Origin of the sequence: Rhizobium sp. 007 (assembly GCF_015353075.1) — a bacterium.
GTDB lineage: Bacteria > Pseudomonadota > Alphaproteobacteria > Rhizobiales > Rhizobiaceae > Rhizobium.
Map to the genome: position 1 here is coordinate 400,458 of NZ_CP064191.1, position 18,820 is coordinate 419,277.

The 18,820-nt window shown below is 61.4% G+C and carries 16 protein-coding genes and 6 pseudogenes; 15 read left to right on the forward strand and 7 right to left on the reverse strand.

Translation table 11 applies throughout. The features are described 5' to 3' along the window. Window positions 1-176 precede the first annotated feature (176 nt). Window positions 177-602 carry a hypothetical protein gene (locus ISN39_RS35750; RefSeq protein WP_194732581.1) on the reverse strand — a complete coding sequence of 142 codons (426 nt, stop codon included), beginning with the start codon at window positions 600-602 and terminating at the stop codon, window positions 177-179. 230 nt (window positions 603-832) lie between these two features. Here ISN39_RS35750 and ISN39_RS35755 point away from each other — a divergent pair, with 230 nt between their 5' ends. The 7 genes and pseudogenes from ISN39_RS35755 to ISN39_RS37550 form a co-directional block, all read left to right on the forward strand. Continuing rightward, the gene (locus tag ISN39_RS35755; RefSeq protein WP_194732582.1) at window positions 833-1,717 is read left to right on the forward strand and encodes an N-acetylglucosamine kinase; all 885 of its coding nucleotides are present in this window, start codon (window positions 833-835) and stop codon (window positions 1,715-1,717) included. Continuing rightward, on the forward strand, window positions 1,714-2,478 hold the full coding sequence (locus tag ISN39_RS35760; RefSeq protein ID WP_194732583.1) for a GntR family transcriptional regulator: 765 nt from the start codon (window positions 1,714-1,716) through the stop codon (window positions 2,476-2,478). Before ISN39_RS35755 ends, ISN39_RS35760 begins: the two co-directional genes overlap by 4 nt. A gap of 26 nt (window positions 2,479-2,504) precedes the next feature. Next, window positions 2,505-3,539, forward strand: a complete 1,035-nt coding sequence (locus ISN39_RS35765) for an SIS domain-containing protein (protein WP_246763634.1) — start codon at window positions 2,505-2,507, stop codon at window positions 3,537-3,539. Beyond that, window positions 3,536-4,636, forward strand: a pseudogene (locus tag ISN39_RS35770) (N-acetylglucosamine-6-phosphate deacetylase). The gene ISN39_RS35765 and the pseudogene ISN39_RS35770 overlap by 4 nt, the downstream one beginning before the upstream one ends. 689 nt (window positions 4,637-5,325) lie before the next feature. Further along, on the forward strand, window positions 5,326-6,303 hold the full coding sequence (locus tag ISN39_RS35780; RefSeq protein ID WP_194732585.1) for a DUF3991 and toprim domain-containing protein: 978 nt from the start codon (window positions 5,326-5,328) through the stop codon (window positions 6,301-6,303). 113 nt (window positions 6,304-6,416) lie between these two features. After that, window positions 6,417-6,577, forward strand: a pseudogene (locus tag ISN39_RS35785) (DUF1419 domain-containing protein); the annotation flags it as partial. Window positions 6,578-6,687: 110 nt separating this feature from the next. Beyond that, window positions 6,688-7,010, forward strand: a pseudogene (locus ISN39_RS37550) (hypothetical protein); the annotation flags it as partial. A 243-nt stretch (window positions 7,011-7,253) separates the two neighbouring features. On the opposite strand, the gene ISN39_RS35790 reads toward ISN39_RS37550, so the two are convergent. Continuing rightward, complete coding sequence (locus ISN39_RS35790; RefSeq protein WP_194732586.1) at window positions 7,254-7,940, reverse strand: hypothetical protein; 687 nt, start codon at window positions 7,938-7,940, stop codon at window positions 7,254-7,256. Between the two features lie 331 nt (window positions 7,941-8,271). Between ISN39_RS35790 and ISN39_RS37555 the strand changes: the two are divergent. From ISN39_RS37555 to ISN39_RS35825, 7 genes and pseudogenes are all read left to right on the forward strand, one after another. Continuing rightward, window positions 8,272-9,560, forward strand: a pseudogene (locus ISN39_RS37555) (plasmid partitioning protein); the annotation flags it as partial. 85 nt (window positions 9,561-9,645) lie between these two features. Next, window positions 9,646-10,537, forward strand: a pseudogene (locus ISN39_RS35800) (hypothetical protein). Between the two features lie 713 nt (window positions 10,538-11,250). Further along, the gene (locus ISN39_RS35805) at window positions 11,251-11,835 is read left to right on the forward strand and encodes a hypothetical protein (protein ID WP_194732587.1); all 585 of its coding nucleotides are present in this window, start codon (window positions 11,251-11,253) and stop codon (window positions 11,833-11,835) included. 300 nt (window positions 11,836-12,135) lie between these two features. Next, entirely contained in the window at window positions 12,136-13,074 is a 939-nt protein-coding gene (locus ISN39_RS35810; RefSeq protein ID WP_194732588.1) for a zincin-like metallopeptidase domain-containing protein, read from the forward strand. A 624-nt stretch (window positions 13,075-13,698) separates the two neighbouring features. Beyond that, complete coding sequence (locus ISN39_RS35815; protein WP_194732649.1) at window positions 13,699-14,010, forward strand: DUF736 domain-containing protein; 312 nt, start codon at window positions 13,699-13,701, stop codon at window positions 14,008-14,010. 226 nt (window positions 14,011-14,236) lie between these two features. Next, window positions 14,237-14,401 (forward strand): hypothetical protein, encoded by a 165-nt coding sequence (locus tag ISN39_RS35820; protein ID WP_194732589.1) that lies wholly within the window; start codon window positions 14,237-14,239, stop codon window positions 14,399-14,401. 194 nt (window positions 14,402-14,595) lie between these two features. Next, on the forward strand, window positions 14,596-14,742 hold the full coding sequence (locus ISN39_RS35825) for a hypothetical protein (RefSeq protein WP_194732590.1): 147 nt from the start codon (window positions 14,596-14,598) through the stop codon (window positions 14,740-14,742). A 66-nt stretch (window positions 14,743-14,808) separates the two neighbouring features. Here the strand turns inward: ISN39_RS35825 and ISN39_RS35830 are convergent, their stop codons facing one another. Beyond that, the gene (locus ISN39_RS35830; RefSeq protein WP_194732650.1) at window positions 14,809-15,117 is read right to left on the reverse strand and encodes a WGR domain-containing protein; all 309 of its coding nucleotides are present in this window, start codon (window positions 15,115-15,117) and stop codon (window positions 14,809-14,811) included. 313 nt (window positions 15,118-15,430) lie between these two features. Here ISN39_RS35830 and ISN39_RS37560 point away from each other — a divergent pair, with 313 nt between their 5' ends. Beyond that, window positions 15,431-15,766, forward strand: a complete 336-nt coding sequence (locus ISN39_RS37560; RefSeq protein WP_246763635.1) for a hypothetical protein — start codon at window positions 15,431-15,433, stop codon at window positions 15,764-15,766. On the opposite strand, the pseudogene ISN39_RS35840 reads toward ISN39_RS37560, so the two are convergent. From ISN39_RS35840 to traC, 4 genes and pseudogenes are all read right to left on the reverse strand, one after another. After that, window positions 15,686-16,176, reverse strand: a pseudogene (locus ISN39_RS35840) (thermonuclease family protein). The gene ISN39_RS37560 and the pseudogene ISN39_RS35840 overlap by 81 nt on opposite strands. Before the next feature lie 100 nt (window positions 16,177-16,276). Beyond that, window positions 16,277-18,283, reverse strand: coding sequence for a Ti-type conjugative transfer system protein TraG (gene traG, locus ISN39_RS35845; protein WP_194732591.1), 2,007 nt, complete (start codon window positions 18,281-18,283; stop codon window positions 16,277-16,279). Then, complete coding sequence (locus tag ISN39_RS35850) at window positions 18,270-18,485, reverse strand: type IV conjugative transfer system coupling protein TraD (RefSeq protein WP_194732592.1); 216 nt, start codon at window positions 18,483-18,485, stop codon at window positions 18,270-18,272. The genes traG and ISN39_RS35850 overlap by 14 nt, the downstream gene beginning before the upstream one ends. A gap of 4 nt (window positions 18,486-18,489) precedes the next feature. Then, complete coding sequence (gene traC / locus ISN39_RS35855) at window positions 18,490-18,786, reverse strand: conjugal transfer protein TraC (protein ID WP_194732593.1); 297 nt, start codon at window positions 18,784-18,786, stop codon at window positions 18,490-18,492. Window positions 18,787-18,820 lie beyond the last annotated feature (34 nt).

Below are 18,820 nucleotides of genomic sequence, written 5' to 3' on the forward strand. Positions count from 1 at the left end.
TCGTCAGCGGTCGCCAATCCAGATACCCAAGCGGTTTACAGCTAGATGGAAGACGACAGTGGCATTGGCCGGCCCCACGCGTATGAGAACGTAAGCTCGTGGCGTCGTTGCCGTGACGACGAAACGGAGCACGAGCGCCCCGCCTCGCCGGTCACTGGCGAAGAAACAGCGTCCGCTCAGCGGTTGGGCGTGAATGGCAGGAAGCCGACGAAGCCGGTGATTGTCCATGCACCATCGCCCTTCGTGCAGAAGAAAACGGACTGCCAGTTCAGTTTTCGTGAGCCGCCTTTCGCAAGGGCTATCGCATCATCGAAGGTCTTCCTTGCAGTGGCCGTGTGCCCTTCCACACGAATGTCCAGCATATTGGTCGCGCGGAAGAGAGCATCTCTCCGGTCCTCGGCATATCGGGTGGAGGCGGAGCGCCGGGCATCTTCCAGCCACGCATCACGATAGGCTTCGACCGTTGGAAACCGGACCTCCCAGACTGCGGGATCAAGCGATCCTTTGGCATCCACTCCGCAAAAGCCGTCAAACTTGAAGGAAGGGGAAAAGATCGACCAGTCCTGCGCGACGAAACCATCGACATCTTTGCGCACAAGCATTTCCCAAATGGCATGGCGGTCAGTGCCTACGGGAAAGGGTTTACATCGAAAGGCTTGAGAAACGTTCCTTGAGTTGAGGTCTATCCGCCGCTCTTTAATCGGTTCCCGATTGACATTCCAGTATGTTTGTGCGACGCACGCACGAATAGAAAACGAGGAGCGAGCGCAGTCGGAGTGCGAAGGCAGAAGCCGTTGCCGCTGAATGACTAGCGTTCAGAAGAAGTGGGACCATGACGATCTACTTGGTTGGAATCGACGGCGGAGGTACGAGCTGTCGCGCGGCAGTTGCAGGTCCAGACGGTCGTATTCTCGCGCGCGGCCAATCCGGTCCAGCCAACATTCTCTCCGATCCGGATGCGGCGCTTCAGAATATTGCCGGTGCGACACGCGCCGCTTTCAACGAGGCAGGTCTCGATCCCGACGGTATTGCATCAGCGCGTGCGGTTCTCGGGGTCGCTGGTCACAATGTCGGCAACGCCGTTCACCACGTGAAGCAGCGGTTGCCTTTTGCCGAAGCCGACATCGAGTCCGACGGGCTGATCGCGCTTCAGGGTGCGCTTGGCGATAAGGACGGCGTCGTCGCCATTTTGGGAACTGGCACGATCTACATCTCACGGCACCGCGAAAAGGTGACCTATACTGGCGGGTGGGGCTTCACTGTCGGCGACCTTGGCAGTGGTGCCCGCATTGGACATGCACTTCTGCAAGAAAGCCTGCTGGCCTATGATGGCATCCACGACGTCTCCCCTTTGATCTCTTCCGTTCTCACGGAATTCAACAACGATCCGCGGGAGCTTGTCGAGTTTGCGCGCCAGGCAAAACCCGGCGCATTCGGTCGCTATGCGCCGCGCGTGTTCGAGTTCGGTGAGCGAGGCGATGCCGTTGCGGTGCGTCTGTTGAAAGATGCCGCTATTTCTGTTGACGAGGCGCTCGACCTTTTGGTCGCGCGAGGAACGAAGAAGATTTGCCTGCTTGGCGGATTGGGGCCTTTCTATCCTTCCTGGATCGCCTCACGGCATCAAGAGCTTCTGGCTAAGCCCGAGGGCGATGCACTTACCGGGGCTGTGGCACTCGCGCTCGCTCGCTTCGGGCGTTGCCAGGAGGCGATCGCATGAGTGACAGGCTTGCGGCGATCCTTCCATGCGGGGGCGTAATCCCCAAGGGTGCCGGACCGCTGTACCACAGACTTCGCCGATTGCTCGAAGAGGCGATCCTGTCGGGGAAACTCAGTCACGGCGATGTTCTCTATCCCGAGCGGGATCTGGCCGAGCATGCCCAGGTTAGCCGTGTCACCGTCCGCAAAGCAATCGACCATCTCGTCCGCGATGGTTTTCTGGTGCGGCGTCCCGGTTCAGGCACCTTCGTTGCTCGATCGGCCTGCCGGGTAGATCAGCCTATGTCGCGCGCGGTCCTTTTGACAGAGGAGGTCTTCTGGCGCGGCTCTAACACTGAAGTCGAGTGGATGGAGCGCAGCATTTCCCATCCTGCTCCAGAGGAAATGATGACGCTCGGGCTGTCCGCCGATAATCGAGTAGCGCGCTTCATCCGCTTGCGAAGATCCGCAGGTCTGGCCCTTGCAATAGAACGCACTTGCATTTCCGCAGAGTTCCTGCCCGACCCGGTCAACGTTACCGCCTCGATTTACAAAGCGCTCGAAGACGCAAATGTCGGGCCGGTGCGGGCGATCCAGCGCATTTTCGCCTGCAATATCCAGGAGCCGGATGCCAGCATGCTCGGCGTCACTATTGGAGCGGCCGGTCTGTTGACCAAACGGGTCGCCTATCTTCATTCGGGCCGCGCGGTTGAATTTACCCGCTCACTCTATCGAGGCGACGCCGACGCCTTCGTCACCGAATTCACGATTTCAGGAAACTGAAGAGCTTCTCAACAAAGGATTCCACCATGCAGACCATTGTGCAGACGAACATGCGGCGGGAAATCGCCGAGATTCCGGAAGCTGCTGCCAGATTGCTCGATCGCGCGGCGAAAGATTTCGCGGCCTCAGGTGCAGCTTTGCGCGCCAAGGATCCGGCATTCGTCGTGACGATCGCGCGCGGCTCCTCCGACCATGCCGCCTTGTTCCTGAAATATGCTATCGAGCTCACCGCAAAATTACCTGTCGCTTCGATCGGGCCATCGCTCGCGTCGATTTACGGCACCGAGTTGAAGCTTGGCCGCAGCGCTGCTATTGCGATCTCGCAGTCGGGCAAAAGTCCCGACATCGTCGCGTTGGCTGACGCAGCAACGCGCGCCGGCGCCGCTTCGATCGCGCTAACCAACACACTGCCCTCGCCGCTTGCTGATGCCTGCAACCACTCTTTGGACATTCTGGCTGGGCCGGAAAATGCGGTAGCCGCCACCAAGTCCTATGTTAACTCCATCGTTGCAGGCCTTGCAGTGCTGAGCGAGTGGACGGGAGACGCTGCGCTGAAACGCGCGGTGGCGGATCTACCCAGGCACTTTGCCGAAGCGGTGAAGCTCGAATGGCTGGAATTTTCCGCCGACGCGGGTGACGCCGACTCCATCTATGTGTTGGGTCGCGGGCCGGCACTGGCGATCGCCAGCGAAGCGGCTTTGAAGTTCAAGGAGACGACCGGGATTCATGCCGAAGCCTTTTCCGCGGCGGAAGTGTTGCATGGACCCGTCGCACTCGTCGGCACCCGCTTCCCAGTGTTGGCGCTTGCCGCCCGCGACGCCGCCGAAGGCTCGGTCGCCGAGATTGCCGATGCCCTGAGTGCCAAGGGCGCGATTGTGCATATCACGTCGGCGCGGGCGACGAGGGCAAAGCCCCTGCCCTTCGTCGAGACCGGCCACCCGATCACCGACGCGCTGGCGCTGGTGCTTCCATTTTACGTTTTTGTCGAAGCCTGGTCGCGCTCCCGTGGCCACAATCCGGACGCACCCGCCCATCTGAAGAAGGTCACGGAAACCCGATGAATGTGAAAAGAAAGATCACGGGCGCGCGAATCTTCGACGACATGAAATGGCATGACGGTCCCGCGCTTGTTGTCGAGGCAGGGCTTGTCGACTCTATCGTTCCTGCAAATTCTCTCGACGATCGCGGCGAAAATGTTGACGCGCGTGGGCTCATTCTCCTGTCAGTCTTCACCGACCTGCAGGTTGATGGCGGCGGCGCCCTCTTCAATGAGCAGCCGAGGTGCGAGGGCATCCGGCAGATCTGCGCAGCCCACGCGCGGTTCGACACGACGGCATTGCTGCCGATCCTGATCACCGACACGCGCGAGATGACAACCGCCGCCATAAAGGCCGGCATCGAGGCGAAGGCCGCTGGCGTGCCCGGCTTCCTGGGGCTGCATCTCGAGGGTCCGCACCTCTCTTTGGCGAGGAAAGGTGCGCATGACATCGCTGACCTGCATGAGGCCGCTGGGCTGCCTGATGGTAACGCTCGCGCCAGAAAATGTAACCCAGGTGAAGGTTCTTGCCGATGCCGGCGTCGTCGTCTGCCTCGGACACACGGATGCCGGCTTCGAGACGGCCTGCGCCTATGCCAAGGTGGAAGCGCGCGCCGTCACACATCTCTTCAATGCCATCAGCGGCCTTGGCCACCGTGAACCGGGCGTCGTCGGCGCCGCGCTGGCGACCGGGACGCTGGATGCAGGGATGATCGCCGCCGGCTTCCATGTCGATCCGGCGGCGATGGGCATCGCGATCCGCGGCAAGCAGGGTCCCGGGCAGATCTTCCTGGTGACCGATGCGATGTCGACGATCGGCGCCGACATGACGCGCTTCCTGAACGGTGGCGAGATCATGCACGAGGGCGGGCGGCTGACGCTTTCCGACGGCACGCTCGCTGGCGCTGACATCGACATGCTTCGCGCCGTCGCAGTCTTTGAGGAGATGCTGCGCTGCCTCCCGTCCGCTTCGTACATGAAAAGATTGGCCTGCCGGTGGAGGAAGCGTTTCGCATGGCGTCGGTCTATCTTGCCGAGGCCATGGTCATTGCCGCACGCAAGGGCCGGCTGGTGCCCGGAGCTGATGCGGATTTTGTCTTGCTGACGCCGAGCTTGAGTTGAAGTCAAGCATAGCTGGGCGAAAAGTATTCGATGCGAACGCTCCAGGTGTAATTTGAGTTCGGGAATTTCGTGGTTTCCGTCCTCGACAGCGGAGAAGATGCACTGTGCTGGATGGGAACTGGCAGTGCGCCTTAGCTGAATGCATTCCCCATCTCAGCAACCGTGTTTCCAGTCGTCGGTCGCTGGCGGGTCGCGGTCTTACGACGAACTGGATCGATTTTTGCCATGACGACAAGGATGCTTCCGCCATTTGAAAAGACCTGCCTTTTATGGATATCGCGAGGCAGGACTCTCGCTGAAATCGCCTTGATTGAGGGCAAGAGCATTGCCGAAATCGAGCTTTACCTGAAGCGTGCGCTTGTCTCGCTCGATGCAAAATCGATAAAGGAGGCGCTTGAGAAGGTGAACCTCTTCAAGTCCGATTGAATTGAGCATCGCTGCCCGGCGCTTGACGCGTTCAGCCGCGGCTTGAGCACGCGCATTGAGCCGGCGTTTGCCTTTGGCATGCCGCTTGCGAGCTGCAGGCCGCAAGGGAGGCTTCGCCGCGGCGGACCAGAGCATTGCATGATCCGACAATTGTCAGACCGCGCCCTTGCCGCCTTTGCTCTTCGCGGCGGGCCGAAGGGTGCCCGCGAAACGACGGGTAAGGCAAGGCAATGGAGGTCGATCGCTGTGCGATCGGGAGAAAAATGAAAAGAAGAGAGATAGAGGCGCTGCGCAGCCAAGTGAGCTGCGCGGCAGTTCTGGAACAGGCGAGCTTCGCCATCGATTTCAAGGAAAGTACACGGCGTGCGGTCAAGTTTCGCCGTGGCGCTGAGATCATCATCGTCACACATGAGGGGCGCGGATGGTTCGATCCGTTGAGCGATGCGAAAGGCGATGTGTTCGGGCTGGTCGAGCATCTCGATAATGTCGGTTTTCTCGAAGGTGCCGAAAGGGTCGCGGATCTCGTCGGTTTTGCGATCACGGAACCGGAGTGGCAGCCTCCGAGGCCGGATGGAGGATACGACCTCACTCTTTCGGAGCGTTGGCAGGCTCGCCGTCGCCCTTGGTCCGGCTCATCGACATGGCGTTACCTTGATTGTGAGCGTTGCCTGCCGCCGCCTTTGCTCCGGATGGCGATCAAAGCTGACCTTCTTCGGGAAGGCCCACATGGCAGCATGTGGGCAGCTCATACGGACGGTGCCGGACTTGTGACCGGCTGGGAAGCGCGAGGACCGCAATACAGGGGCTTCGCGTCTGGAGGAACGAAGGTCCTCTTCCGTCTGGGGTCAGATACTGCGTTGCGCCTGGCCGTCACGGAAGCCGCGATCGACGCCCTGAGTCTTGCGGCCATCGAGGGGGTGCGCGACGGCACACTCTATCTCAGCACTGGCGGCGGATGGTCGCCGGCCACGCAAACCGCGCTGCGGCAAATGGCCTCCCGGCCTGGCACCCGGTTGGTCGCTGCGACGGACGCCAATTCCCAAGGTAATATGTTTGCCGAGCGGTTGCGGGCGCTTGCGGAGGATGCCGGCTGCGACTGGTCGCGGCTTCGCCCGCCCGAGATGGACTGGAACGAGACCCTGAAGATCAGGGAGAAGGAAACCAGGGAAAGAAAGGATGGAGGCGTGCCGCATCCGCGCCGCCCGCGTCAAGGGGGTTCGCCCGGCGGATCCGGCCCTTGACCCGGACGGTCGCGATGCCGTCAGCTCGGAAGGAGTCATGAAGGACTGAAGAGGATGGCGAGGTCGAGTGGACGGCGCGGCACTTCGGTCCGAAAACGCGCAAGGAGCCGCAGGTGATCCCCTCTCCCGCAATCCGTAAGGTTTTTCAGGGCGTCGCAAGCCGCCCGCAAATGTTTCGCATGTTCGATCGCCACGCCAGCGCCCGAACCGTTGGAACGGTGATGCCGCGCCCTTCTACTCAGGCGAATGGTTGGAGATCGGCGAGACCGAACATGCTGGAGAGCGCCGTCGGCGAAACCGACTATCCCTCGCTCGCGCGCTGCGCCCAGTACGCTCACTTCACCCCAGAGTATGTGATCCGGGCGATTTGGGCCGACCTCCAGTGAGTGGTTCGGCAAAACTGACGGCTATCGCTATACCACCATGGTCCAGCGCACGGGCGCGAACTTCGAGATCGATCTCGCCGTCACGGTGACGCCGCCCGGCGCTGTCTCCCGCCTCGAACACGCACTTGACGACTGCGACGGGGAACAGGAGCGCTATCGTCACCGCCTGGATGAAGCCCGTAGGCGCCTTATCTCCTACCAGTCACGCCGGGATGGCGAATGTGCTTCGCGAGTGAATTGGCCGAAAAGCGTCGTCAGCTCAGGCAGGTTGAGACGGAGCTCGCAGCCGAGGCGCGCGAGGCAGGTGCGGGTACCATATAAGCTGCCTAATTTTGAAAGCGGTGCAGCATACGCATAGGTGCATTGCACAATAAATGTTTTTCATCTGATCAAAATATGATCATAGTGCTTATAGCTGATGCACATGGCGATCTCCTCCCAGTTCCGCCGCACCAGCTGTTCCCCTCTGGAGGTTTTTGACCTTCACACTTCATGGGCCTCGGTTTTCCGATGGCCCATTTTTTCTATCGCCGACGACTAGGCTGTCCCTATTGCGACCGAGCCTCACCTGGGGTCGGCATCGTCCAAATAGTCCTTGACGCTAATCTTGATTATATAGTGATCCGACAGGAATCGATCGTGAGCCGTCAAATCAGATGACCGCAACACGTATTGCCTAGTGTAGCGAAATTCCGGACGATCAACTGCCACGAAGGCTCTGTCGAACGGCGCTTCCTTGTATTGCGCGCTCCAATACGTCGCACTGTCGTTATTGTTGAGATCGATAAAGCCGCCATCGATGAATGCCTCGATCGCGGGCTCAGCGTTGTTGAGAATGTTGGTATCACCGATCAACACCAAGGTTGCGTCAATCTCCGCTCGGACGCTCTCAATTGCTGCGCAGAGGCTGACAGCTTCTTTCCCTCTGACCCTTCGGCTCTGGGTGATGCCGCCATAATTTGACTTCATGTGCAGCGGCACCAGGCCAAGCCTCCGTTTCTCCGGAAGTTGCTGCCAGTCACCATTTTCCGCGCGTCGCCAGACAAGAATTTCCGAGCTGAAGCTGAAAAGATGAGGCTTGCGATCCCAGAGCGCGTCCTCGGCATCTTCATGACTAACTTCCAAAGCCGTGACCTTGCCGAGGGTCAAGCGTTTTGTGTTCCACATCACAGCACACAGCTGCGATTTATCTCCAGCCTGGCGGTTGGGGACGATTTCGTATGCCCAAGGATCATCCAGATGTTCTTCCAAGAGGTAACACACCACATCCAGGTCGGCGTTCCTGCGTTCTGATCGTGCATGACTTTGTATGACCGGTTGATTTTCCCCCAACCTAACTTCCGCGTCAGTGGGAGTCAGGTAGACCTCTTGGAGCGCAATGAAATCCCTGACATCTCGATGTGATCGGCAAGAGCGAAAGCACTCTGCTTTCGTTCCGCGCGCGGCGCGCCGCTAAGATGCTCAATATTCCAGCTCGCAATCTGCAGAAATCCCATAGTCCCCTCCTGTGGTGGTTGGCTAATCTATACGCATTCTCATATTCTCGTTGTGACAGCGCCGGCAGTGAGCCGCCCAGTTGTGCCACAAGCCGAAGAAGGGTCACACGGCAGCCTGGTGGGCGATCGCCAACGGCCTCACCAAGACCCACATGTACGCGCGCGATGCGAGTTTTGGCGACGATCTCCGCCAGGCCCACGGCATCGAGTGGGCGGAAGACTTGTTCGGCCCGGCTGACGAGGACAACCGATACACGACCAACGTCGAAGCATTCCTCGGTGCGCAGCAGGAATGGATGAGCAGCAATCTTCCCAAGAAGGGCGCCATCGTCGAGGTCAATAATTGGGCCCAGCCCCAACTGCCGCCGAGGGCGGAGCGCGTCTACGGCAAGCCCGGCAAGGGTGATTGCACCGCCCTGTATCTCGACCGCGACGGCAAGGTGCAGACCGCCCATTTCCGAATGCCGGAGGTCAAGAAGGCGAAGGGCAAGGGCGATGTGACCGCGCCCGACGGCGAGGATGGAAGCGAGGCTACTGACGTTGCAGCAAAGACCCGGCCGGACGTGACCCGAAGCGGCATCGACATGATCGGAGATTTCCGCACGGGCGCGCTGCACGAGGCGTTGGCACGGGCGCCGATCGAGGACGACACCCTCATGGCCATGCTGGTGCTGGCCTTTGCCGGGCAGAACGTCTCGGTCGACTCCGGCTCCGAAGTCTCCGGGCATCTCTATGGCTCCAGGCGTTTCGCCCGGCACGCCGTCCGGCTGATCGGTGAAAGCGGCAAGCTGGAGTTCGACATGGATACACTTCGTGTCGTGGCCAGATTGACCCTGATCGATGCCCTGTCGGCCCGCACCAATCGTACGGATAGCGGCCTCGTTGTCCGGATTGCCGGCGATGCCGTCGGCGCCGACGCCCATCTTCCGAACATGGGTACGGAGGAGTTCCTCGCGTGCCTCTCCCGCCCGGCGCTGGAAGCGTCCTGCGGCGGCACGAGCGTCCTTCCCCGGCCGCGGGTCAGGGACACGCGCGCCGCTCTGGTCGAGCACTTCAAGGAAAAGGGCGCTTCGTGCATCCGTCTGCCCTCTTCGCACCCGATGATGCGAAGATGGCCGAGTGGCTGGCCAAGAACATCGAGCTTGGCAGCGAGGACGACGATGCGCCCGCCGACGGGGCGACGGACGGCGTTGAGGACGGCGCCGATGGTGAGCCTGATCCGTCGATCGAGGACGATGCGGTTGCCAAACCGCATGTGACGGCCGCCGAGGACGACGGCAATGCGGCGGACACCGAGCTCGAAGACCTCGACGAGACTGACGATGATGCCAGCGCCGATGATCCCGATACCGCTTACGGAAACGCGGCCGAGTAACCCTCCACAAAAATCCCGATGCCGTGCTTGACGAGGTGACCGCCGACGAAGTGGCGGCCGATCACGTCGAAGGGAGGGCCGCGGTATGACCACGCCCACTCTCCAAGCTGTTGAAGGTACCACCCTTGACGCTTCAGGGGTGGAGTTCGGGCGCAGCGCCGATGATCTATCCGTCGCACGCGTCGGCGATCTTGTCTTCGCCATGGTTCCGGCTCGTGACGGTCGGCATTTTCTCGCCAGCGCCTGGCGCATTCGGCGCCCTCTCACTGAGCTCAGGCGGCACGACTTCTATTCACACTACGGCGTCATCAAGGACGAGGCAGCATTCCAGGTCCGGATGGTCGAACAGGCCGAGCACAGCCGTGAAATGCGGGCGCTCGACCGGCAGACCGCCCGGATGAACTGCTCCACGCCATGGGGACCGTCGCAGGGTGCCACCGTCTACGCGGAAGGCATCGTCTCCCACACAACGGCAGGACATGGCGGGTTCAAGTTGTCCAGCGAACGCAATGTTAAAATCCATCCGACGCTTCGTTGCGCCGGCGGCTGGTACGAGGAAGATGCCGCGTGGGCCGCCCTTCCCCTCGCCTACCCGAGCCTCTTTTCCGCATACGAGCGCAAGTGCGCCGATCGGACGATCCGGGATATTTGGCCCGATGCCTGGGAAGCCATTTTCGGCCGTCCTCTTGCGCCTGGCGAATCCCATGAAAAGGATCGCCGCGCTTTTGAGCGGGCGCATGCCGGCGACTGGATCGTCATCTCCGCGCTGCGCTCTCACCACCATCCCGGGGTGACCGAAGTCATCACCACGATTGGCGGCGTTGCGTGCCGCCCATGCGGAAGAGCGTCGCTTTCTCGTGCCAAGCGACGAGTACGAGATTGGTCAATTCGGCTTCGTCATAGATACGGCGCGCCACTCTGCCCACGACGGACCGTCGTCGTTCAGCGGTAGGCCGCCGCGGAGGGCCAGCGCATGAACCCGGTCAGTCCCTACGTTCCTCTGTCTCGCATGGAGGCGGCGCGGCGACAGACGCGCCGCCATCTCGATCTCATTCACCGGCAGATCACGGGCCGGGCGGAACGCATAGCGATCACCGGGAAGGCGAAAGCCCGCTCGACCGCCGGGGCGGGTCACGCTGGACGCGCTCCGACGAGCTGTTGTATCAGGATCATGTCGAGCGGCTTGCATTCGAGCTGCGAACGGAAATCGCTGCCCTGGCTCGGAAACTGCAACGTCAGGAGCGGGCGATCACCACCGTGCGTCGAGCGCTCGACGATGATGGTTGCAATGAGGCGGCGTGAGCCCGATCGGGGAAACCTTCGTAGCCGGGCTGATACGCAGGAAGAGGCGATGCGAGCAGTCGGTCGCAAGGGGGGTCTCGCTTTCACGTTCGGGGTCGTAGCCCTGCCCCCTACCGGTCTGTCCTTCGTTTTCGCTGCGGTCTGAACCGGCGGCCAGTCGTTTCAAGGCCGCTGGCGCGCCGCGGAGCGGCCGGTGCAGCCTCCCTCGCAAAACGGGTTCGCGTCCTTCGCATGGCTCTACCCCGCTTGTCCGCAAACCCGTCTCGCTCGTCCGGCCGTCCCGGACCTATGAAAGCGCCCGTCCTCAGCCGGTTCCTGTCGACCGCATCGAAGGGCAGACCGGCAGGGGCCGGAGCCGCTTCGAAGGAAACCACGAAAGGAAGATCCCATGGCCAAGCCCGCAACCAATCGACCCTCCGCCCGTGTCGTGCCACTCCGAAAGGGCGCTACCCTCGAAATGGTCAGGCTCACTTGCCCGGACACCGCACAGGCAATGTTGATCGCCGAGAGCTTCGGAACCGCGGTGGTCGACAGCGACGGCATCCGTGACCTCCACGAGCGCCTGATCATCGAAACCGCCGACAGCCTCTCGGAAGGTCTCGGCGAGAAGGCGATGCAGATCCATCTCCAGCGCATCGTCGGGGCATATGTCGGTTCGGCGCACGGAGCCGGCCAGTTCTACAGCCGAGCAGTCTCCGAAGCACGAGACGCCACCGCCAAATCGGCAAACGACGCCCGCGACGAGGACCTCGATGGCCCGGTCGGTTTTGACAGCGCCGCCCAGCGCAAGCGCGAATTCGCCGCCGACATGGGCATACAGTCCCACGCGCTGCGGATGGCCGCGGAGGGCGCCGTCGCAGCTTATCGGCAGGTCATCGGCGAAGCTTGGAAGCCATTCGACCGCCCCGTCGACAATCCTGGCCAGTCGCTCGACCGCAAGGCGGCCAAGGCGCAGATGGCGGCTCTCGGTTGAGCCGCTTCGGGCGGAGGTTCGGTTCCGCCATTTCCCTCTCTAATCCTGCGGCCGGTTCCTTTGGGACCGGCTTTTTTCCATGTCACGCGAGGGACGAGAAAGGAAGAAGCAAGGACCCTGCCCGCCACGCCCCGTCCCGGTCGGCGGTCCTGCAGGAGCCGGCGGTCTGCAGCAACGGCTTCGCCGTCCTTCTCTCCGTTCCGGCCGTTCCGGTGCGGCAAGCCGCCTGATGGCTCCTGCCTTCGGACCTCCGCGACGGGGCCGCGATGGTCGCGGCCTCCGGACAAGGAGAATATGGACATGAGCAGGAAAGCTGAAGGCGAACGGGCCGACGTCTACGCACGGATCACGGACCGGATCGTCGCCGATCTGGAGAAGGGCGTAAAACCCTGGATGAAACCCTGGCACGCGGCCAACACCAATGGCAGGATTACGCGGCCGCTACGCCACAACGGCCAGCCCTATTCGGGCATGAACATTCTCTTGTTATGGTCGGAGGGAGCGGCGCGCGGCTTCACCTCACCCATGTGGATGACGTTCAAGCAGGCGCTCGAACTGGGAGCGGCGGTGCGCAAGGGTGAGACCGGTGCGACGGTCGTCTTCGCCAGCCGCTTCACCAAGTCCGAGGCGGACGGCAATGGCGGCGAAGTCGACCGGGAAATCCCGTTTCTGAAGGCATACACGGTCTTCAACGTCGAGCAGATCGACGGCCTGCCCGAACACTATAATCATCGACCGGCTCCGACTCTCGATCCGGTACAGCGCATCGAGCATGCCGATCATTTTTTCCGGAACACCGGCGCGGTCGTTCGGCATGGCGGCTCCCAGGCTTACTACTCGCCTGTCACGGATCACATCCAGATGCCGCCGTTCGAGACGTTCCGCGACGCCGCGTCTTACGTGGCAACGCTGAGTCACGAAAGTTGCCATTGGACGGCGCGCCTCGATCGCGTTGGACGCGACCTCAGCCAATATGCCAAAGACAAAAGCGCGCGCGCCCGCGAGGAACTGATCGCCGAACTTGGAAGCTGCTTCCTATGCGCCGATCTCGGGATCGCGCCGGAGCTGGAACCACGGCCGGACCATGCAGCTTACCTCGGCTCGTGGCTGAAGATTCTATCCGACGACAGGCGGGCTATCTTTCAGGCCGCGGCCCATGCCCAGCGTGCAGTCAGCTTCCTGCACGGTCGCCAGCCCGTTCAGGCCGACGAGAGAGCGGTGCTGCGTAGGAGACATTAAGGTCGGTCGTTGTTACCCGCAACGGCCGACATTTCTTTCGGCTCTCTCTCCGCGAAAGGATGCTGATCGGACGTGAGGTCCAGCTTCCCCCAGATCGATGGCTTCGGGTTGGTCGGTTTGAGCTTTCGGGACTGCTTGATTTCGACGATAAACGGCTTTGTCTGCTGACGCATAAATCCTCCAGGCGACGAATCGCTAGCTCACGATATCGCGTTGATAGGTGGAAGCAACTGCCCGGCCGGCCGGGTCCGTCGCGTCCAAAGTCGATGCTGTGACTTAGCGACAGGGCGACGGGTTCGCCGCTGCAAAGTTCCGCGCGGCAACGCGGGCCGAGGGCCGCCATCTCGTGGTTCCTACCACCGCTGTCAGGCCACGTCCTCAGCGGGCTCGATGAGGCATGTCTGATCGGAGACCGGCTTCGCCTCGATCGTTTCCCGCAACGGCCGTCCGCAACTTTCTTCCCCTGCGAACTGCGTTCGCATTCCCCGCGGTTCAAGAAAGCCGCTTCCGGCCGCCCTCCATTTCATTACGGCCCTACGGGGGCGGTCCGATCGTCCCCGATCCTTGCGACAGCCATCGAGGCCGCGAAGGGCGCGGCCCGAGACAACCGAAAGGAACTTGGACATGGCTACCATCGGCACCTTCACCTCCACCGAGAGCGGCTTCACCGGCTCGATCCGCACCATCGCCCTCAACGTCAAGGCTCGCATCGTCCGCATCGAGAACCCCTCCGACAAGGGCCCGCACTTCCGTATCTACGCCGGCAACGCCGAGATGGGTGCCGCCTGGCAGAAGACCTCGGATCAGACGGGTCGCGATTACCTCTCGCTCAAGCTCGACGACCCGAGCTTCCCCGCTCCGATCTACGCCACGCTCGCCGAGGTGGAAGGCGAGGACGGCTACCAGCTGATCTGGTCCCGCCCTAACCGGGACTAAGATCCAGGCAATCGGCCCCGCCGCACAGGCGGGGCCGAACTGCCGTTCTCATGAAGCCGAAGACGGGCATCGAACCCTCCCTCGGCTTTCGGGTGCCATACGGAGAGGTGGGGTCTGCTCATAGCGAGCCAATCGTGCCGTGGAGCCAGGCCAGCCTCAAGGGCCTCGCCGCTGGCGGTCACGCCGGCGGGCGTCATCTTTCACAAACATCAAGGAGATGACGACAATGACTATCGAACAGCAAATCAGTGAAACGCGTGCCGAGCTAAACGCCTGCGTCGAGCCCGCCGAGCGTCGTCAGCTCGAAGCCAAACTCGAAATCGCCCAAGCCGAGCTGATCGTGGCGTTGGCCGTACAGGACGGCTCCATCGACGCCGAGCCGCCCTTCTGAGGGCGGCATATCACCAGCGCTGGAGGAACGCTTGCATCCCGTGGCGGAGAGGAGCGTTCCGCTGCCACTCACCTTTCGACCTCCTGTCATCGACCATCGGGGATGTTGCATCCCGTACCTCGGGCGACAACCTGCCGGCGCCAGAATTTTCCCGGCCGCATTGCGGCTCCTCGCGCGCCAAAATTCAGGCGCCGGTGCGCTCTTCCTTTCCGGTCTGCCGACTATCCCGCGATATCAGCCTTTCCAAAGGAGAAATCATCATGCAACAGCTCGCCATCAAGGTCCCGTTCTTCATCGAGATCGAGGCGTCGTTCGAGACCGACTGGAACCGGCGCGAATGACGTGCAACTTCGAGCCGCTTCGGCGGCCCCGGCTTCGGCCATCTGAGACACTGAAGGCAATCCGGATCAGCTTTGCAAACACCGGAAAGCTGTCTTTGGCCGATAGCCGCGAGCACGCTTCTGTTTCACCAGATCGAGGAACAATCGCACCGCCTCCTCCTCGCGTTCGAAAACATGCTGTTTCTCCTGCCCGCGTTTACCGATCCGTCCCCATCGCCGGATCAGGCACACCTCTCCGAACATTGTCTGCGCGATCTCTATGGCGTAATAGCGCGCCATGTTCTTCGCCGGATCCGCTCGTTCGATATAGAGGTGGTAACGTTGCGTAGTCATGCTCGCATCATCGTCAAGCGCAATGGACACGTCCAACGACATAAGTGAATCGAACAATTGCGACCGATTCATTTCAGTGAAGAATGGTGCTTGGGCCAGGCGCCGATGGCGCACGGCTCCAGTCGCGGTGCGACCGGAGCCCTCAAGCGGTCTCCGCCGATCCCGGTTGCGATCCTCTCGTGGCAAGAAGGCTGCCCGCGCCCGAAATCGTCGTTGGGAGATTGCCGGAACGTCGATGGCCAGCAGAGCTGGCAAGCGGTCGCGTCCTTTAGGGACGCGGTTCTATCTCTGCCATTTTGCACCCGCCGGTCCGGCGTCAAGGACACCTTTCGTCAGAAAACGAAAAGGAGATCTGATGACCACGCATGAACTCAATCCTATGGATGGAGAAGTCTCGAAGCCGCCGCCTCAACGGTCGGAAAATCTGTGTCGAAACTTCGATGCGGAAGTCCACCTTCCCACTGATATCTCACCTGAGTTTCTGTCCGCGGCGTTGCTCTGGGCGATCCAGAACAAGGTGGATTTCGGTTTGTTCCATGAAGCTGACCGGATCATCATCTTTCCCCAAACCCCTATCCCTCTCCCGTGGGGACAAATTGACGACTGGGCGTCACATGCCATCGCACCATCCGTGCCGCGCGCCATCCCACGATCGGGCGAGATGCTCGTCGATCAAAATCTGGCCGAGTGAATTGCCCGCACGAGATACGGTCCGTAGTTTCCGTCCATATTTGTCCTCGTCACGGAACCCGGCCGACAGCGAGAATTTTCCAGCGTTGAGCAGCATCAGCAGGCGGGATTTTGCCGCCTCGCCCTTGATCCGTTCAGCCTCGCACCGCGGTGGGCTGAGTTCAGGCGTGTCGATATCGGCAATACGCATCTGGTGCCCATCAAACCAGAACGTATCGCCGTCGACGACGCAGTTCGTCCGGCGGCTGTGCCGCAGAACAGGAACGAGGCTGATAGCGTATCGTTGGAAGGCGCTTTGGCGAAGACGGCGATGTTGTCGAGGTGACCGTTGCGATCGAGGAACAACCAGCCGGCGACGCCGATCACCGCGATCCAGACGGTCGCGGTCGGTATGCCTCTGTCGCGACCCATACGATGACGATGTGACATCGACTGCGGCGCATTGACGTCGGCGCGGTGGTTCCCGACCTTACGGTTCTTCCTGAATGGCGTTATGTTGTTCTTCGCCAATCTATTCCCCCTCTATGCCGATAGACGATACACCCGATGTGGTTTCATCGGTCTTTGCCGGATCTATCGGATTCGAACTTTTCTTCTCGCCGCTACTCAGTGAACGAAACCGGTTCTCGCCGACGCATGCCTTCATATCGTCCCGCCGAAACCAGATGGCGCGACCACATCGAAGAGGCGCATTACCTGCCGTGAAGACGATCTGCTCATCGGCCCGCATGCGTAAGACCTCATGCGGCTGGATCAGCGGCCTCGCGGCCAGTTGCTTCGAGCGCGTCCGTGACGATCCCTTCGACTGGAAGCTGCGGCTGACCTGATCGATCTCCACGGTCGTCGTGCCGCACCGCTTCGAAATGTAGTCCGCTGTTTCCGGATCATTGATCGCGGCAAAGGAAATCCAGCTCGCACTCTCGAACCATTTGCTCGCCGCGTCGCGTCCGCCATAGGTTTCACGCATCTGCCCGATCGACTGATAGATCATGGTGAGCGTGATGCCATATTTGCGGCCGGCGTCACGCGCGGTTTCCAGAATCCGCATGTATCCAAGGCGGGCCACCTCGTCCAAAAGGAAAAGCGCTCGCCCTTTCATTTGTCCGTCGCGATTGTAGATGGCGTTCAGGAACGATCCGATGATGACGCGCGCCAGGCCCGAATGCGTCTCCAGCGTCTTCAGGTCGATGTTGATGAACACGTCAATATCGCCCCTTGCGAGTTCGTCGGTTGAGAAGCTCGAGCCGGAGACGAGAGCCGCATAGTGCGAATAGGAGAGCCAGTGGGTTTCTTTCACGGCATTGGCGTAGACGCCACTGAAGGTTTCGGGCGTCATGTTGACGAAGGACGCGACATTTTCCTTCACGAAATCGGATTTCGAATTGCCGTGAATGCTCTGAAGCCGCTCGCGCAGTTTCGGCTCCGGCTCGGCGAGATTCTTGCGAACCTGCCGCAGCGTCTGATGCTCTTTCTTCGTATGACCGGAAAGGCAGACATCGGCGATCAGGGCGGTGAGAAGCTGCAGAGCAGATGCGCGAAAAAAATCGTCACGCACGCCGCGTGCGCCGCCGCTATCGCTCATGATCCACGAGGCGACGGCAGCGATATCTTCTTCTTTCGTGCCGCCATGTAGGCCGATCCAGTCGAGGGCATTGAAGCCCGTGTCGCGAGTTCTGGGATCGAGGACACGGACGTCGCGTCCTGCGTCTGAGCGGTGCTCGATCACCATGGGCGCGACTTCGTTTGACGGATCCAGCACCACCAATGTTCCGCCCCATTTGAGCGCGGTCGGGATCGTTACCGAGGTCGTCTTGAAACCACCCGAACCGGCAAAGACGATGCCGTGCGACGATCCGAACGAGCCGTCGAAGCAGAGAAGCGGCGACTTGCCGCCGGCGCCCCACGTCTCCGCGCTGTCCGCCCGGAACGACTGCGCCGCCGTGCTGGCCTTATCTACACGGTAGCGCTCGCCGATGACGATGCCGCCGGCATCCGGAAAGAGCTTTCCGGCCTCCGTCGATTTCATCCACTCGGCTTCGCCATGCAGCGCGCGCCTGCCGCGAATGCGGCGCGGCTCTGATCGCGCGAACGCCGCATTGCCGACAAGCGCGACGCGAAGTGCAAAGCCGGCCGACATCAGCGCTGCCCCGGCGCCGATCATCGTTGCCGGGTCCGCGTAGGAGAGCGCCGATTGAGCCGCGGGAAGCTGGCCCGCCAGTGAAGCAAGTCGCACGGTCTCGCGCAGTGCGGCGATCAGGACAGTCGCGCCGCTGCCGGCGACAACGCCCCATCCGGCGGGCTTGATATTCACTGAGCCGGCGCTCGCGAGCAGAACGATGATACCGATGGCGGCTGCCACAATATAGGGCAAGGCGATCCCGGCCCGACGGAGCATCAGCCGAGCTGCCTCAGTTTTCCCAAACCCGGATAGCCAATGTTCGATCCCCGTCACGCCGATCGTGACAAGGATCATAAGCACGATGGGCGCCGTGACGAGCGCGATCTTATTCGCCGTCATTGCCGAAGGCCTCCGCTCCGATCGCGGCGAGCCGGGATCGCTCGCCCTCGTCGCCCTCGATGCGCCATGCAATTTCGATCAGCGCCCCGAGGAGGAGCGCTCGTTTTTCGTATCGCAGGCCCGCCTTGACGATCAGGCCGCCGAGTTCGATCTTCTCCCGTGTATCCTTCTTGCGGGCGTCGGATGTCATCGTCCTGCCCATTCGCTCAAGCCTCGCGATCGCCGCCCGCAGCCGCGCCAGACGTGACCGGCGTGGTTTGTGCGCTTTCGCGACTATCTCCGTTGGCTTTTTTCCCTCCGGTCGAAACGCCCTTGCCTCCGCGAAACCGTTTCGCCAGTTCCTCGAACGCCGCCTGAAGCTCCCCTTCGTCGATCTCGATTTGCCCGAGGCCAGCCTTCAGCGCGATCCGGCCGATGCGCTCGGCCTCACGTGTTTCCGCTTGTCGCAGCTGGTCCTGAAGCCTGGCAATCTCTTCGCGGATTTTCGAGGATGGTTTCTTCATGTCCGATTGTCTCCTGGCTGAGAAAGCTTGTCTT